Source organism: Sinorhizobium fredii NGR234 (assembly GCF_000018545.1).
Classification (GTDB): domain Bacteria; phylum Pseudomonadota; class Alphaproteobacteria; order Rhizobiales; family Rhizobiaceae; genus Sinorhizobium; species Sinorhizobium fredii_A.
This window is the reverse complement of the sequence record NC_012586.1, coordinates 921,106-938,007: the sequence shown is the minus strand read 5'-3', so window position 1 is coordinate 938,007 and position 16,902 is coordinate 921,106. Positions and strand designations below refer to the sequence as shown.

The 16,902-nt window shown below is 57.6% G+C and carries 13 protein-coding genes and 3 pseudogenes; 7 read left to right on the top strand and 9 right to left on the bottom strand.

The window, feature by feature from the left end:
* The 4 genes from pseB to NGR_RS04515 all read right to left on the bottom strand — a co-directional run bounded on the left by pseB (window position 1) and on the right by NGR_RS04515 (window position 3,290).
* Complete coding sequence (gene pseB / locus NGR_RS04525; RefSeq protein WP_015887050.1) at window positions 1-999, bottom strand: UDP-N-acetylglucosamine 4,6-dehydratase (inverting); 999 nt, start codon at window positions 997-999, stop codon at window positions 1-3.
* 360 nt (window positions 1,000-1,359) lie between these two features.
* The gene (locus NGR_RS04520; RefSeq protein ID WP_015887049.1) at window positions 1,360-2,136 is read right to left on the bottom strand and encodes an ABC transporter permease; all 777 of its coding nucleotides are present in this window, start codon (window positions 2,134-2,136) and stop codon (window positions 1,360-1,362) included.
* A 205-nt stretch (window positions 2,137-2,341) separates the two neighbouring features.
* A complete protein-coding gene (locus NGR_RS33815; protein WP_432654014.1) occupies window positions 2,342-2,443 on the bottom strand; it encodes a DUF1515 family protein in 102 nt (33 codons plus the stop codon).
* Between the two features lie 262 nt (window positions 2,444-2,705).
* The gene (locus tag NGR_RS04515; protein ID WP_164924069.1) at window positions 2,706-3,290 is read right to left on the bottom strand and encodes a class I SAM-dependent methyltransferase; all 585 of its coding nucleotides are present in this window, start codon (window positions 3,288-3,290) and stop codon (window positions 2,706-2,708) included.
* 205 nt (window positions 3,291-3,495) lie between these two features.
* Between NGR_RS04515 and NGR_RS04510 the strand changes: the two genes are divergently transcribed.
* The 5 genes from NGR_RS04510 (at window position 3,496) to NGR_RS04490 (ending at window position 10,676) form a co-directional block, all read left to right on the top strand.
* Window positions 3,496-3,879, top strand: a complete 384-nt coding sequence (locus tag NGR_RS04510) for a GNAT family N-acetyltransferase (RefSeq protein WP_015887047.1) — start codon at window positions 3,496-3,498, stop codon at window positions 3,877-3,879.
* A gap of 487 nt (window positions 3,880-4,366) precedes the next feature.
* Window positions 4,367-5,410: a GSCFA domain-containing protein gene (locus tag NGR_RS04505; protein WP_164923875.1), complete on the top strand. Its 1,044-nt coding sequence runs from the start codon at window positions 4,367-4,369 to the stop codon at window positions 5,408-5,410.
* Window positions 5,407-6,174: a hypothetical protein gene (locus NGR_RS04500; protein ID WP_164923874.1), complete on the top strand. Its 768-nt coding sequence runs from the start codon at window positions 5,407-5,409 to the stop codon at window positions 6,172-6,174. Before NGR_RS04505 ends, NGR_RS04500 begins: the two co-directional genes overlap by 4 nt.
* A 208-nt stretch (window positions 6,175-6,382) precedes the next feature.
* Window positions 6,383-9,403, top strand: a complete 3,021-nt coding sequence (locus NGR_RS04495; RefSeq protein ID WP_015887044.1) for a hypothetical protein — start codon at window positions 6,383-6,385, stop codon at window positions 9,401-9,403.
* A gap of 193 nt (window positions 9,404-9,596) precedes the next feature.
* The gene (locus NGR_RS04490) at window positions 9,597-10,676 is read left to right on the top strand and encodes a capsular polysaccharide biosynthesis protein (protein WP_164923873.1); all 1,080 of its coding nucleotides are present in this window, start codon (window positions 9,597-9,599) and stop codon (window positions 10,674-10,676) included.
* Here NGR_RS04490 and NGR_RS33645 read toward each other — a convergent pair.
* Window positions 10,657-11,383, bottom strand: a pseudogene (locus NGR_RS33645) (ABC transporter permease). The gene NGR_RS04490 and the pseudogene NGR_RS33645 overlap by 20 nt on opposite strands.
* A 308-nt stretch (window positions 11,384-11,691) precedes the next feature.
* Window positions 11,692-11,895 (bottom strand): annotated as a pseudogene (locus NGR_RS04480) (transposase domain-containing protein); the annotation flags it as partial.
* 172 nt (window positions 11,896-12,067) lie between these two features.
* Here NGR_RS04480 and istA point away from each other — a divergent pair.
* Window positions 12,068-13,618 carry an IS21-like element ISRsp2 family transposase gene (istA, locus tag NGR_RS04475; RefSeq protein ID WP_010875060.1) on the top strand — a complete coding sequence of 517 codons (1,551 nt, stop codon included), beginning with the start codon at window positions 12,068-12,070 and terminating at the stop codon, window positions 13,616-13,618.
* 11 nt (window positions 13,619-13,629) lie between these two features.
* A complete protein-coding gene (gene istB / locus NGR_RS04470) occupies window positions 13,630-14,406 on the top strand; it encodes an IS21-like element ISRsp2 family helper ATPase IstB (protein WP_012708757.1) in 777 nt (258 codons plus the stop codon).
* 88 nt (window positions 14,407-14,494) lie between these two features.
* On the opposite strand, the pseudogene tnpC reads toward istB, so the two are convergent.
* From tnpC to NGR_RS04455, 3 genes and pseudogenes are all read right to left on the bottom strand, one after another.
* Window positions 14,495-15,913 (bottom strand): annotated as a pseudogene (gene tnpC, locus NGR_RS04465) (IS66 family transposase); the annotation flags it as partial.
* A gap of 74 nt (window positions 15,914-15,987) precedes the next feature.
* Window positions 15,988-16,332, bottom strand: coding sequence for an IS66 family insertion sequence element accessory protein TnpB (gene tnpB / locus NGR_RS04460; RefSeq protein ID WP_015887039.1), 345 nt, complete (start codon window positions 16,330-16,332; stop codon window positions 15,988-15,990).
* Window positions 16,329-16,670 carry a transposase gene (locus NGR_RS04455; RefSeq protein ID WP_240545084.1) on the bottom strand — a complete coding sequence of 114 codons (342 nt, stop codon included), beginning with the start codon at window positions 16,668-16,670 and terminating at the stop codon, window positions 16,329-16,331. Before NGR_RS04455 ends, tnpB begins: the two co-directional genes overlap by 4 nt.
* Between the last annotated feature and the right edge of the window lie 232 nt (window positions 16,671-16,902).

Below are 16,902 nucleotides of genomic sequence, written 5' to 3'. Positions count from 1 at the left end.
TTAAAGGCTCCCGATCTTTTCGGCGTTCGCAGCGATCCAATCCTGCAGTTCCTCTTGCGTCATCCAAGCCCTATTGTTGTCGCTTGTGTAGCTGAAGCCGGGCGGCACCTTCTTGCCGTCCTTGATGCGGGCCTCCGACGCTGTCCAGTTGTGAATAGCCGGCAAGATCTTGAAATGCTCTTCATACTCATAGGTATGGAAGGCATCCTCCTCGCCAATCATCTGCTCATGAAGCTTCTCACCGGGCCTGATGCCGACGATTTCGAGCTTCGCTTCCGGCGCAATCGTGTGGGCCAAATCGGTGACTTTCATCGAGGGGATCTTTTTGACGTATATCTCCCCTCCCTCCATGTCGTCGAATGCGTGCCAGACCAGTTCGACGCCCTGCTCGAGCGAGATCATGAAACGTGTCATGCGCTCATCGGTGATCGGCAGAACACCCTTGCCCTTGATCGACAGGAAGAAGGGAATGACCGATCCGCGGGACCCCATGACATTGCCGTACCGAACGACGGCAAATCGTGTGTCGTGACCACCCGCGTAGGAATTTCCGGCAACGAACATCTTATCGGAAGCCAGCTTCGTCGCGCCATAGAGATTGATCGGGCTGCTCGCCTTGTCCGTGGAGAGAGCAACGACCCGCTTCACCTTCTTGTCGATGCAGGCATCGATGAGATTCATGGCGCCATTGATGTTCGTCTTCACGCATTCAAATGGATTGTATTCGGCGGTGGGCACAATCTTGGTTGCGGCCGCATGAACGACATAGTCCACCCCGTCGAGTGCGCGGTACAATCTTTCACGGTCGCGAACATCGCCGATGAAGAAGCGGACACGCGAATCGTCCCCGTATTTCTTCGCCATCTCCCACTGTTTCATCTCATCTCGGGAGTAGATAATAATCTTTGCAGGGTTATACTTGGCGAGCGTCATGGGAACAAACGCATTTCCAAACGAGCCCGTGCCGCCAGTAACAAGTATTGTGCTGCCAGAAATCATTACCATCTCCTTAATGTTTATGCGAAGAATTTCTAAGGCGACTTATAAGAAACACTTCACACAAGCACCTAACAACTTCTCGTCCCACGCCAAGTCGAATGCCTGGACACGGAATGCCAACGCTCCTGGGCGCCTGTGAGGCTTCATCTAAGCTCTCATTCACCTGGATATTTCTTCGTGCCTGTCGCATACCGCCCGATGAACGCTGGAAAACTGGCGACCTAATAGCCGAGGGGAGGCGCCTGTGGCAAGCAAAACGACCCAACTACAGATCAGTCCTGGGGATATCTACAGCAATTGGGTCTACCAGATTGTGGAAATGCCAACCGATACGACCGATGATTCGGTGTCGTTCACAAGCTATCCTTCTCGAAGCTCTTGAGCGGACATCGTGAAAAGCAGGGCTCCGATGAAGAGTGCGGATGCCGTACATTCGACGAGGTAATGGATATCGAGGGCGGCGGCCCGGTATTCCGGGTAGATGCCACTCCGGAACCACATGATCACGTGGGCTAGCGGATTGTACAAAACAACGTCGCGGAATGGATGCGGAAGAGAGTCCGGAATGAAGAACACGCCGGACACTAATACCAGCGGCCGCATGATGACCCCGAAGACCTTTTCGTAGAGCGACGACCTTGCAAAAAGCGCGATGTTGGCCGTCCCTACACCCAATCCCAGCAATGTGGCCATTAGAGAGGCAGTCACAACCCTGTCGAGTTGGATCGCCCGGAAAACAGAGAGGTTATCCTCGGCAGCGACGAGAAACAGCACAAGAAAGCCAACGAAGGACGACGTCAGAATCTGAACGAAATATCTCGATACCACCACATCGGCCGGCGCAACGATCGGATAGCTGAGGAGCGAGCGGTTTGCCTTAATCGAGCCATTTATGAAGCCGGCCATGGATGAGTAGAACATGTACGGCAGATATCCGGACGCAAAGAACAGCGCGAAACTGGAGCCGAGCGCCGGAACGCGCGCGATCGCATGAAAGATGAAGGTCATGAAACCGACATGCGCAATCGGGTCGATGAAGGCCCATAGGTATCCCCCGGGCTTACCGCCGTATCGCGTCGACATCTCCCGGATCATCAGGGATATCGTCACGCGAATATGTTTCTTCAGCCACTCCATAGAGCGATCGTCTCCGATATCGTGAGCCGACGCCTCATATCAGCATTGGACAACCCGTAGCAATACCTGGGCGAGCAAGGCGGCTTTACCCATCGCGCAACAGCAGCCCAAGAGCGCGATTGACCACGCCGGCAAAGATCACGCGGGGGCGCCGCCGCTTCAATACCGAACACCTGAAGTCCGCCGCCCTTCAGCGTCCACCGTTTCACATTTCGGTGATCGACTTCATCTCCGCGATCTCTCCCCGCCTCGCCGCTGTCGGCCCTTCGAGGGTGCTGACTTGCTGGACCAGTTCATTCACGCGCATGAATCCGCGGTTGGCCAGCAGTTCTGCGCCTTGCTAAGCCCATCCGTGTCGAATCTGCCACTTCGCGCCTTGCGCGGTCAGCACCGGCAGGAAAGCCCGGTCAGCGCTAGGTTCTCTCAAATTCAACGAGGCCGATTTGGCCGGTAGTCAAGCGGGCTCCCGCATGAGGTCCGGTTTCATCTATCGCTTCCGCCTTTTTTCTGGGAATGCATTCTCTGCCCCGATCGCACTAAACCCTCTGAATGGCGGGGCTGGCTCGCGATTAATCGTCACCAGGGCGTGGCCCAAAGACACGACAGACATATGATTTAGGAAGGCCCGGGACTGGCCAGACTTGGTCAATCTGTGGCCTCTTGCAGAGTTGGAACAGCCGCTTGTACTTTCGAGGAAAATGGCGCGGCGAGTGCTCACTCTGTGCTTCGCATTCAAAGATTATTATCTTCTTTTTCGCGCGTCTGGCGATCTCTTTGAAGATCCAATCGCTCTCGTAGGGCAAATGCACGAGTACAGCCATTGTAAAGATCACATCATGCCGCGTGCTTGGGATCCCTTTAATGATGTCCTCTATCGCGCCAATGGTGATCTTCGTGTTCTTCCGCACTTCGGGCAGAAATCTACTCATGATGTCGATCGCATTGGTGCTGATCTCGACGGCCGACAAATTCTGATAACCGGCATTCCAAAGTGCATGCAAATTTCTGCCGGCATTGCACCCGATTTCGAGGATCGAATCTGAAGGGTCCACGTGTTTTTCGAATATAGACAAGAGTGAGGCGTTTCGCGCTCTGAGTCTCTCGCTGTCGACAAGATATTCTAGCGGATTGTTTGCACCATCGTCTGGGTGCATCCAATAGTTATGCGCCTCTTCCAGGCTTAGCTTTTCAACCTTTTCGTTTTCCCCAGACATACAATGGACCTTATTCCAATTTTGTTTCGTCGTCTCACCGCCCCCGAGCGATGCGCGGCGCGGACTCTACACATCTAATAGGGGCTTGCCTATTGACTCACGTGCATTTCGTAGCAGACAAACAGCCACTAACCGGAGAGGACACATGGAACTTCGCAAAGCGACAATGGACGATGCCAAGTTGCTGTTCGACTGGAGAAACGACCCCGAGACCAGGCAAGTGTCACGCGACACATCTGAATTAGTTTGGGATAGCCATGTCGGCTGGCTCACCAGACGCCTGCAGTGCGAAGACCACGGCCTTTACATAGCCGAGGTTGACGGAATTCCAGTTGGCACTGTTCGAATTGACCGCGATGAGATCAGCTATACAGTCGCCCCGGAGCAACGCCAAAAGGGAGTCGGCGAGGCAATGCTTGTCGAAGCAAAGAGAGCGTTCGGCCAGAAGGTGGCTGAGGTGAAGCGTGAAAACATCGCATCCATGAAAGCAGCGGAGCGCGCTGGGCACATCGTCAAATTCGTCGATTAAGAAGCGATCTCGTCGTTGAGCACTGAGATGGACTTGCAAGTAGTTATAACCCGCCTTGAGAATGCATCCTCCCCAACTCGAGGCTTAGACGCCTTGATAGCGGAGGTCATCGGCTGGAGGCGGCGTGAGCAATTCTCCACCGACCCCAAAACAGGTGAAACGCGAGTTCGAACTCTTTGGCTTGTCCCGGCCGGGGATGATTTCGGCAGAGTTCCCTTGTACACATCAAATCTCCAAGATGCATTCGAGTTAGCGCATGCAATACGTCCCGGTCACACTGGTGGCTGCAGTTGGGTGGGTGGAAATGGAACTGCTGTAATCGGCGGTGGAGAATATGCCCAGGCAGCAACGCCAGCGCTGGCGCTTTGTGTCGCTGCACTCCGCTGCCTAAGCGAAGACATTCCAGAATGACCGGACATGTGCAACTTCGCTGTTGCCGAATGTGTTTTCGTGTCGTGAAACTCTTGCAATAGCTCTTGGAGGACGCATGACGCCATATAGTACATTGCCGTCACGCCAGTTCTGGAAAACTGGCGTGACGCCTTTCACGTCTTGCACCATTGAAGAGATATACTCGCCTAAATGGCCCATCGAGGGCCTCCGTATAGCCACCGCTGGCAGTTGTTTCGCTCAAGAAATCGCCCGCGCGCTCCGCGACAGAAAATACAATGTCCTTGACGTTGAACCCCCACCGTCCGGTGTATCTGGTAAGCTAGCCAATCGTTTTGGATTTGGGCTCTACTCTGCGCGACACGGCAACATCTATACGTCTAGACACCTCCTGCAGCTGACGAGGGAAGCTACAGGCGAACTTGAAATTCAGCCGCAGCATTACCTTTGGCAAAAGGATGGCCGCTTTTATGATGCCTTCCGCCCGACCGTCGAACCCAGCGGACTGCCAACCAGTGAAGAAGTAGTGCTTCAGCGTCGTGATCATCTGTCCAGGTTCAGATCGCTATTGTCGCAATGCGACCTTTTCATTTTCACGCTTGGCCTCACCGAAGCCTGGTTTCACAAGGCTACCGGCCTCGTTTATCAGACCGCTCCCGGCGTCTCCGCTGGCAAGTTTTCCGATGATGTACATGTCTTCAGGAACCTAACGTTTGTTGAAATCCTTCAGGACATGCTTTCTTTTAGAAACATCGCCAGGCGTATGAACCCCGAGATGCGCTTCCTTCTAACTGTTTCTCCTGTCCCGCTGACAGCAACCGCTGAGTCTCGCCATGTTCTTGTTTCCACCGTGCGCTCTAAATCAACTCTGAGGGCGGTCGCCGGCGAACTTTCTGAGACATTCGACGATATCGACTATTTTCCATCTTACGAGCTTTTGAGCACTCCCTTCCTAGGTGAGGCGCTATTCGAACAAAACAAGAGGACAGTCCAGCGCGCAGGTGTCGAAGCCGTCATGCGTTCATTCTTTGCAGCGCACGAAGGCGTAGAGACGAAGACCAAACCGGAAGTCTTTGGAACCAAGACTTCTGAGGAAGTCGTATGCGAAGACGCTTTGTTGGAGGCTTTTGCACCTCAATGATTAGAATAGCGTGCCTTGGCAATTCCCACAATGCAGCTTTCAAACTCGGTTGGGATGAGATCAAGTCCTCTTACCCGAACGTCACAATAGACTTCTTCTCTGGCGCAGCGAACGCCATGAAGCAGCTCGAGGTCAGGCAAGGGCGCATCTTCCCGACCACGGAGGCAGTGCGCGAAATGTTCGTCGCTTATGGCGGTCAAGAGTCGATCGCGTCCGACTATGACATCTATGTTCTGGTTGGCATGGGATTCGGCCTAGTCCCGCTCATGGCCTTATTTGCCAAACACAGGCCTCTTCATTTTTATTCCGCGGCTGGCGATACACACTTAATCTCAGATACCCTGCTGGATGAAGCGCGGCAAACCCTCATTGAGGGCTCGCCAGCCATCAAGTGTCTTGACTTGGTAAAAAAAATTGCCGGTGACACACCAATCTTCATGGTCCCAAACCCTTTTCCGAGTGCAGATATTACGGAAAGGCAATCGACGTCTTATTGGCTGGACGAGAACTTGCTCGACGACTGCAATCGGTATCTCGATCGAGCGATTTCCAGATTGACGGGCGTCAACTACATTCCGCAGCCAGAAGCGACGTTGGCCAGCACATATTTAACAAAGTCGCATTACGCGAAGGAGGCGCGGCTCCTGAAAGCAAGATGGACGCGGCCGACCAATGACGGAGACCCGTATCATATGAACAGTGCATATGGCATCGATGTGTTGCGGTTTCTCTTTGATCTGGCGGGGATCAAGTCATCCGAGTGAATACTAAGCCGGCGTAATGCACCGGTTCTGTCCTCCGGACGCAGCGTCGACGCTGACTAAGTGGCGCATTGTCTTCGTCGGCTGGGAGAGAGGCCCTACGAACAGTATTTGACCTTGATTGACCCCATCGCGCTGCTGACAGCCCCCTGCAGGCGTGTTAAACGCCGACGCGTCATTAGGTTCAGCAGAGAATAAAAGGGCCCGTTCCATGCTATCCAGCGACCCCGCCTCCATCGGTAAAATCCTCGTTTCAGAGACGGTGCGGACCCACTTTTTGGCCGGTCTAGACAGAGTAGCGCGGGTAATCGACGGGAATCCCGACTACGACGCAATCATTGGTCACAAGCTCACCAGTGACTTCCGTGATCGATTCAGCCCGTCGGCACCGATCGAGGATCGACGGCGTTCCGCCATCTCGGAATTGCAGGCGGCCATCAGGATGTCGAAGCAAGCCACCTATGCGTTGCCCGACGTTGATATCCTGTTTCTTGGCCGGACGGAAAACAACCTCCGTGAGTTTTCATTCCTTCTTGACGTTCTCGGGCGGATCGACAGAAAATTTAGCCACTTCAACGCCGTCGACTTGAAGTTTTCCAAGAGACGGCACAGCCAGGCTGATCTCGACCAGCTTGTCGAGCACCTGACGCCGGTCATGGTCGATTACATCGACAGCAGAGCGACGCTCGGGCCGGAACTCGTGTATCAGCTCGGACAATTCGCCGTCCATTTTATCCGGTATCTGTTCTCGCTGGCACGAAGCGACAGCAAGCATCCGTTCTTGGCCATTGTCGCCAACGATCATTCGCCAAATCCCGTTGCGTTTTCATTGGCGATGAAAACCTTCAACATCAGACGGCTCTATGTACAACACGCCGAGGTTTCGACCAGCTTCCCCCCCCTTGACTTTGAGTTCAGCATTCTTCGGAACGCTGTTTCTCGCCGGATTTACGAAGAGATCGGTCCCATCAATGGTGACGCTTTCATTATTTCCCGTTTCCCCGAGCCTTTCCGCTATCCGCAATGCAACCGTGACGAGTTGGGAAAACAGAGCGTTGTCTTGTATACAACCGGGCGTGTTGACGTCGACGGTCTCCGGCTTGTGTTTGAGCGCCTGAGGACCAATCCGCATGTCTCGTCGGTACATGTTAAACCGCACCCGAATCAGGCAGCCGTTGAATGGCCGCGCGGACTTTCCGCTCTCAACGACTTTCCCGTTTTTCCCCACATCGCCGTGGTAGCGAATTCCTCAGTCGTTATCGAATTGCTGCACCGAGGCATACCCGTCTTCCAGAACTTCGATTTCGATCCTGTCGAGCCCGACTACTATGGTTTTGTCAGAAGCGGTGTCGCCGGTTCTGCGTCTATGGACGCGCTGAGCGGCGCATTTTGGAATCAATTCGACTTCGATGAGCAATGGTATTCGCGTTATGCGGACCTCTACGCTCCCCCGGAGTCAGCGTCCGAAAGCGACAAGGCCAGGTTCTTGGAAAAGATCTCCCCGATTCTCGGCCACCGCTTTCGCCCCCGCGCGGGTGTTGCCATGAAATACCCGCCGCCGAACCCGGTTCGTAGTCCCAAGACCAAGTTGCCGTCCTACGGGAAAGCCATCGTGAACATAGTAGCCAAAATATCGTCTCGGATGGTCCTGGAAACGGTAAAGTACATAGCCTATGAGTCGCCTTTAAAGGCTAGGCAAGCGATTCAAGAACTGTGCGTGTCGGGACACACGTCCTCAACGGCTGCAGACCCTAAGAAGCTCCCGTGGCTACAAGCGTCCATAGGTGGGGCGCGCAATCCCAGCGAATGGCTGTGTAGCACTCTTGCCATCGGAATCGTGGACCACGAGGACGCCATCAAGGCGATTGACCAGCTCTACTTGAGCCGGCACCCGGTGGTATTCACGCTTTTCGACCACGTCGACGACCTTGAGGAGCATCTGGCCGTCTACCTTTGGCTTTCCTTCAAACGATTTGAAGTAACCGGGGTAGCCCTCCCTTATCCACTCGACGGGATGATCGACGCGATACTTGACGTTCCGAACCGCCGATTTGTCCGGTTGACGTTGGAGGGGCTGGCGTTCAACGCTTGCCTCAGGGAGAACCGCCTGGATTTGCTCGATCTCCTATTCGAGAAAGCGCTGCGTGTCCGCCACGAAACGCTGTCAACCACGCGCCGCATCGCGCTTCTTCGGCACTTGATCCGGACGGGGAATATCGAAAAGTATGAGAAAGCTCGTAAAGAGTTCTGGGAGGCAGAGACACCGTTCCACCGGCTCAAAATCGCCGATGTGGACAATGTTTTCGGCACAAGACATTGCGGTTCGACCCACGAGCAGACAGAGCTCGCTTTCGAAAACGAGGCGCCCTCAGCCATCGCCGCAGAGTTTAAGGCGAACATTAAACCGGTCTACACCCGTCTCCGACACGGCATGCGCTTCATGGATGTCAGGTCGAATGCTGAAGAACGGAAGCACTTCCAGCAGGTTGTAGTGGATGCCATTCAGGAGAAGAAACCCTTGTCCATGATCCGTCTCAGTGACGGCGAAGGGTATGCATTTGCGGAGCATCAGGAGTTTTTTACTCTTGACGACCAGCTCAACCGAGAACGGCATTGGTGGGGCATTGAGCTCGAGACGGAGTTGAGATCATCCATTACGGCTCGTATTCGAGCCGCCGTCGATCACGCCGACATTCTAGGCATTCCGGCAATCCATCGGTTTGTACGAGATATCCACCAGAAGAGCACCACCTTCAAGGCGAGCGTTCAGGGCCGCGGCCTGCTGCAAGTTCTCCATTATTTCTCGAATCGTCCGTCATCGGCGCTTTTTGGAGAGGAGAAAATGAATGTTCCGCTGTTTCGGTCGCATGAAGCAGTGAGAGAGATGTTGATTGCCTCACAGCACTGCGTCCTGGTAAGCAGCGCAAACATTAGCCAGCTCCCCGATTGGATGCGCGGCCTCACGTCCATGAGCCATGTGACGATCCCGACGCACTTTCGGACGTCGCGCAATGAAAAGTATCACGCCTCTGATCAACCCCTGCCCCTCGTTTATGAAGCGATCAATGAGGAAATACGGAGAAAGACATCGCCCGGCACACTTGTTCTCATTGCCGGCGGCATCGTAGGCAAAATATTCATCGGAACCGCCAAGGAGGCCGGAGGAGTCGCACTAGACCTGGGCAGCGTGATGGATGAATGGCTTGAAGCTGGAATCCATTCCTTGCACTGATTTCATGAGAGGGAGTTATCGAGGCTACCTCAGTGAGGTCTCCTCTTAAAGTAAGCAGTGTGAACCTGGATTCTTCCATTCGGCACAGGCAGAGTTCGATTTCGATGACATCGCATTACCGCACACAGGACCAACGTCGGTTTTTGGCAAGGGTTGTCGCATCGTCGGCAATACCATGCCAGCGAGCTGTGCCATGAAAAAACAGCACGCGTCGCGACCAGCCCCACTTCTTCTATTTGGCTTCAGCAAATGGAAAACCTTTATTCGCGACTGGTTTCCCGAAAACGACGTGATCTTTGGCTGCGTAAACGCCTGGCCGCTCGAATTCGACCTCTACTGGAAACGCCGAATTCTCCGCGACCCCCGCACGAGCGTTCTAGCATGGCAGTATAAAGGGCCGCCTCAGCTCAAAGAGTTCTGCGCGCGCCACGGCATCCCGTTCCAATATGTCGAAGACGGCTTTCTCCGTTCGGTCGCGCTCGGGGCGCTCAGAGTGCCGCCGCTGTCGCTTACCTTCGATACGCAGGACATGTACTTCAACGCGCGAGCCCCGACCGATCTCGAAGACATTCTGCGAAACTACGATTTCGAGAACGACCCCTCTTTGGTGCAAAGAGCGAGGACTGCGCGAGAGCAACTGCTCGCAAGGCGCCTCAGCAAGTACAACTCCGGCCATTCGCTCGACATCGCCTCCGTCTATGGCGAGAAAATGAGAAGGCGCGTGCTCGTTATCGGGCAGGTCGAGCGCGACGCCTCGATTGCCTATGGCTGTGCCACCAAAATCACGAACAACGATCTGGTGCGGTTGGCCCGGATGGAGAACCCGGACGCGCAAGTGATCTACAAGCCGCACCCGGAAGTGCTGAAGGGCACGGCCGAGGCGAAGTCCAACCCGGAACACGTGCGCGACATCGCGATGATCCTCAAGCAGGATATCAGTCTCGCCGATGCGCTGGAAACCGTCGATCACATCTATACGATTACATCGCTTTCGGGTTTCGAGGCGCTGCTGCGCGGCATCACGGTGACGACCGTCGGCTGCCCCTTTTATTCCGGCTGGGGCTTGACGGATGATCGCCAGCCACACCCGCGGCGCGGCCGGGCACTGTCGATCGACGAGATCTTCGCCGCCGCCTATATACTCTACGCGAAGTATCTCGATCCGGTCACCAAGACGCCGATTGAGATCGAGCAGGCGCTCGAGGTTCTCGCCAGGATGCGCGCTGAGCAGATGGAGGCCGGAAGGCCCCACCTCAGAGCCGTTCCTCCCTGATCTCCCGCATAGAGTCGTCAGGAGGAGCAATCCCAGCGTGAAGCAGATCAGCGCGAACTCGAGCACATAGCCTTCGTCCAGCCCGTCAGCCCGATACTCGGCGTAGATCGAACTCCTGAACCCACATGATGATGTGCACGAGCGGATTGTAGAGAAGATAGTCGCGGAAAGGATTCGGCAGGCTTTCCGGCAGGAAGAAAACGCCGGAGATCATGAAGAGCGGGCGGTTGATGATGTCGAAAATCTGCTCGTAGAGCGGAAAGCGGGCGAACATCACGATGTTGATCGTGCCGATGCCCAAGCCCAGCACGGCGGCGGCGCCGGCCGCCACGACCATGCCAGCGACATCCATCGACTGGCTGACCCCGCCGAGTTCGATGATGAGGAAGAGGATGAGCACCGACACTAGCGAGTCGGTCATCAGCTGCAGGGTGAAGCGCGAGACGATCGCGTCGAAGGGCGAGACGACGGGATAGGAAAGCAGCGCCTTGTTGGCCTTCATCGTGCCAGCCATGAAAGAGGACATAGAAGGTGAAAGGCAGATAGCCGCTCGCGAAAAACAGCGGAAAGCTCAAACCAAGCGCCGGCATGCGGGCGAAGACCTGGAAGATCAGCGTCATCATGGCAACGTGGGCGACCGGGTCGAAAACCGCCCAGAGATAGCCGCCAGGCTTGGAGCCGTAGCGCGTTGACATTTGCGGCACCATGAGCGCCGCGGTCACTCTGAAGTGCTATTCGATGGGTTTCACTTGGGCCTCGTGCGGATCACCGTGATGCGGATTGCGGGCGGCGAGTTCGTCGCTTCGCCGCGCATATTTCACAATCCGCTCTTGCTGGCCAATTTTTGACACACCGCACGTCCTTTGCGCAACCGCAGCTAACCCGAGTTTCTCCTACGCGCAACGACGCGCCCCCCACCGAAGATGCGGATTCCGAGGCAAGCCGCCCCCGCATTCCGAAATCATTCCGCCCCCCAATTCCGAGAATTAGTTGGTAAGCGGCAAGCTGAGGCCATTCAGTCGGCGTAGTTCCACGGCATCAGCGCGTCGATTTCTGAACTCGGCCATCCGTTGGCAATGCGCTCGAGTGTCTGAGTGAGCCAGGCGAGCGGATCGACGTTGTTCATTTTTGCGGTCTGCAAGAGTGTCGCGATGGTCGCCCAGCTCCTTCCGCCGCCGTCGCTGCCGGCGAAGAGCGAGTTCTTGCGTGTGATTGCGGGTTTCGGCAAAGTCCGGACAGGATTTCCGGTAATCTCCGGACACAGTTTTCAGTAATTCCCGGACAGCGATTCCGCTAAATCCCGGACAGTTTCCGGCGGCGGTTTGACGGGTTGGTTCGCGGCTGCGCCGTCTTGTTGGTTAGGCCTCTCACGACAACGTTGAGAGGGGCCGATGCCGAGACGGAAGCAAGCAAGACGAACGACAGTGAGGGATATCCGGACTATTCTGCGCCTGACCCATGAAGAGGGTCTTTCGGTGCGCGAGATTGCCGAGCGGCTGAAGATCGGCAAGAGCTCGGTATCGACCTATTTGCTGCGATCTCGGGAAGCCGGGCTTTCGTGGCCGTTGCCAATCGGCGCGGACGAGGATGCAAAGCTGGAGCGGCGGCTGTTCGGCCGAGCCGGTCGACCGCCGCGCGATCTCAGCGAGCCGGACTGGGCGCTGGTGGTTCGGGAGCTGAAGCGCAAAGGCGTGACGCTGACGCTTCTATGGCAGGAATACCGCGCCAGCCATCCTGATGGTTACGGCTTCACCTGGTTCTGCGAGCAGGTTGCCGCCTTTCGGCAGCGCACCAGTGTAGCGTTCCGCAATCGGCACGCGGCGGGCGCCGTGATGCAGACCGACTATGCCGGGCCGACGGTGCCGGTGATCGATCCGGCAACCGGTGTCATCCATCCGGCCCAAATCTTTGTCGCGGTGCTGGGCGCCTCCAACCTGACCTTCGCCCATGCCAGCTTTAGCCAGCAGTTGCCGGATTGGATCGACGGTCAGGTGCGTGCTCTGACCTTCTATGGTGGGGTCACCAAGGCAATCGTGTGCGACAACCTCAAATCGGGGGTGGCCAAGGCCCTTTGGTTCGAGCCGACATTGACTGCGACGTTCGCCGCCATGGCGGAGCATTACGACACCACGATCCTGCCGACCCGCAGCAGGAAACCGCGCGACAAAGGCCGGGTCGAAGGCGCGGTATTGATCGTGGAACGCTGGATTCTGGCCCGGCTCAGGAACCGTACCTTCTTCTCGCTTGCCGCCCTCAACACGGCGATTGCCGAATTGCTCGAGGACCTGAACAACCGGACGATGCGCCATGTCGGCAAAAGCCGCCGCGAGCTGTTCGAGGAGATCGAGCGGCCAGCCTTGAAGCCCTTGCCGGCGATACCGTTCGAATATGCGGAATGGAAGTCGGCGAAGGTCCATCCGGACTATCATGTCGAGGTCGACAAGACCTTCTACTCGGTGCCGCATCGGCTGATCGGATGCACCCTCCAGGTGCGGCTCACCCACCGGGTGGTCGAGATCTTCCACGACCACCAGCGTGTCGCCAGCCATGTTCGCCGCTCCCAGCGTTCCGGCCACGTCACCGTCAACGACCATATGCCCAAGGCGCATCAGCGCTATGCCAACACCACGCCGGCCAATCTGATCGGCCGTGCGACCCAGATCGGCCCCAATGCCGCCATCCTGGTCGAACGCATGATGCGCGACAGGCCGCATCCGGAACAGGGATACCGCTCGGCCATGGGCATTCTGTCGCTGGCGCCGCGCTATGGATCCCAGCGCCTCGAGGCGGCCTGTGAGCGGGCGCTCACCATTAATGCCATCACCTATTCCTCCGTCGCCTCCATCCTCAAATCCGGCCTCGACCGGGAAAGACCGCAGGCTGAACACGCGGCCCCCACGCCTGCGCATACCAATATCCGTGGCCGATCCTACTACCAGTGAAGGAAGCAAGAATGCTGACGAACCCCACCCTCGACCAGATGCAGGCCCTCGGGCTGACGGGCATGGCCGCCGCCTGGCGCGAATTGACCGAGCAGTCCGGCACCAATGAGCTCAGCCGCGATGAGTGGCTCGGACTGATGCTCGACCGCGAAGTCACCCTGCGCGCCGACAAGCGCATCCGTAACCGGCTCGCCTCCGCCAAGCTACGCTTTGCCCAGGCCTGTATCGAAGATATCGACTTCGCCGCCGCCCGCGGTCTCGACCGGCGCAACACCATGGCGCTCGCCCAGGGGCAATGGCTCACCGCCCACGAGGGCCTGATCATCACCGGCCACACCGGCACCGGCAAGTCATGGCTGGCCTGTGCCTTCGGCAGGCAAGCGGCCAGGCTCGGTCACTCCGTGCTCTATGTGCGCGTGCCCCGAATGTTCGAGGAGCTCGCGCTTGCCCGCCTCGACGGCTCCTTCCCCCGCCTCATCGACAGGCTCACCCGCGTCCAGCTCCTCATCCTCGATGACTTTGGAACCCATACGCTCTCCGATCAGCAGCGCTTTCACCTCTTCGAAATCGTCGAGGAGCGTTATCAGCGAAAGTCCACCCTGATCACAGCTCAGGTTCCCGTGGCAAGCTGGCACGACCTTATTGCCGACAGCACGGTCGCCGACGCCATACTCGACCGTATCGTCCACAATGCTCACCGCATCACCCTCCGGGGCGAGAGCATGCGAAAGCAAAAAAGCGCACCCCTCTTGACTGGGGCAGAAAACGGCGAAATCAATCAGCCCTGATGCTAACCAGGCTGCCGAGGACCAACCGCATCAAACTGTCCGGACTTTAATGAAATTGCTGTCCGGGATTTAGCGGAATCAATGTCCAGTTTTTGCGAAGCGCGCATGTGATTGCCTGGGGCCTGATTGCTCGCTCGACGATGTTGGAGTCGAGCTCGATGCGGCCGTCGGCCAGGAAGCGCTCGAAGATGGCGCGACGCGAGATGGCGTAGCGGATCGCCTCGGCGAGCTTCGATTTGCCGGAGATCCGCGGCAGGGTCTTCTGCCAGAGAGCGAAGAGCTCGGTGACGATCGCGGCGGAGGTTTGCTGACGCACCGCGACACGGGCGTCAGGGCTTTGCCCGCGCACGGTCTCCTCGACCTGCCAGAGCTTCGCCATCCGCTCGACCGTCTCCGTTGCGACCTTCGAGCTTTCCGCGACATGCAGCTCATAGAACTTGCGCCGACTGTGTGACCAGCAGCCAGCCAATGTGACACCGTCATTGCCACGATCGGAGCGGACCAGCTTGTTGTAGGCGGCATAGCCGTCGACTTGCAGGATTCCGCGGTAGCCCTTGAGATGCCGGGCGACGCACTCGCCGGCCCGACTGTCCTCAAAGCGGTAGACGACCATCGGCGGACCGCTGCCGCCAAATGGTCGGTCATCCCTGGCATAGGCCCATAGATAGGCTGTCTTCGTCGATCCGGAGCCGGGAGCGAGCGTCGGCAAGGTGGTCTCGTCGGCGAAGATCCGCTCGCCCTTCTTGATCTCATCGAAGAGGTAGTCGGCGAGGATCTCCAGCTCGAACCCGAGCTTGCCCATCCATTGCGCCATCAGCTTGCGGTCGAGCTCGACCTTGTCGCGGGCGTAGATCGCCTCCTGCCGGTAGAGCGGCAGGCCATCGGCATATTTGGAGACGGCGATCTGGGCCAGAAGCGCTTCCGTCGGAATGCCGCCTTCGACGATGTGTGCCGGCGCCGGTGCCTGGACGACGCCGTCCTCGTTTTTGAAGGCATACTTCGGCCGGCGGGTAACGATGACGCGGAACTTCGCCGGCACGACATCCAGCCGCTCCGACACGTCCTCGCCGATCAGCACCTTCTGCTTGCCGGCATGCTCCGGCAGCTCCTCCGGCTCCATCACCACTTCGACCCGCTCGAGGTGGGGTGCGAAGCCCTTGCGTGGCCGCGGTGGACGCTTGCCTTCCGGGCGCTCGCGGCCCTTGTTGACCTGTGCCCTGATCGCGGCGATGCCGGTCTCGATTTCCTCGAAGACAAAGGCCTGCTGCTCGTCGTCGGTGGAGGGGGAGCCGAGCTTTTCCGATCGCCGGCCGAAGCGGGCCCGATCGAAGGCCTTCAGGATCTGCGTCAACCGTTCGATACGCTCATCGGCATCGGCGTTGCGCGCCTTGAGATCTGCGACCTCGCTCTCCAGCGCGTCGGCCCGTGCCGCCTTTTCGGCCATGGCAAACACCATGGCTTTCAGCGCTTCAACGTCGTCTGGGAGGTCAAGATCGGGCGGCGTCATCGGTTCGACCAGAGCACATTTTGCTCCGGTTTTCCTGCCCTTTCAGGCTACTGATTCACTTCGCCGCAGGGCTTTTACCCAACAATCTCCGGCGGCTTGACCGGCACGGCTCGAACCCGCTTCCAGTCCATGCCATCGACCAGCGCCAGAAGCTGGGCATGGTTGAGCTGAACCCGGTTATGGCCGATCCGCGGCCAGCAGAACTGCGACTTTTCCAGCCGCTTGGCATAAAGGCAGACCCCGGAGCCGTCCCACCAGACGATCTTCACTCTATCCGCCCGTTTGGCCCGGAAGACGTATAGCGCGCCGTTGAACGGATCACTGCCGGCATCCCGCACCAGCGACAGCAAGCTGTCCGGGCCCTTGCGGAAGTCGACCGGATGACTGGCCAGGAACACCTTCACGCCGGACGGGATCATGCCGAACGCACCGCCCGGATCACCCGCTGCAAGTGCGCCTCGTCGACATCTGCGCCGGCGCGCACGACAATGTCGCCAATGACAACCTCTATCACCGGGGCAGCCGGGCGCGCCGAGGCGACTTCGCCAGCCGAACGCTGCGAGGCGGCATGGTCCAGAGCGTCACGACGCCAGGCGAACAGCTGCGACGGACGAATGCCTATCCGATGGGCGATCGCCGACACGCTCGCGCCCGGCTCCAGCGCCTCGGCCACCACCTGCGATTTGAACTCATCCGACCACCGCCGGCGAAGCTGCCGTGGCGCACCCTCGAGGCGCTCAGCGACAGCTTCGATCATGTGGAAGGTTCTAGTTCCAGAACTAGGTGCAGACATAGAAGCTCACATCGGCTCACAACGTGCGCTATCGATATCCGACCGCCAACCCCCTACGCCAGACGGGGTCTCCTTGCCGGTTACATTAGTTGCCCCCTGATTCCGAGATGATGCCGCCCCCTGAACGGGGTCGTTTGTCGGGGTGTCCTGCTGGTGAGACGTTCCTCCTTTCAGTGTCAGAGGGGAAGGAACGGGA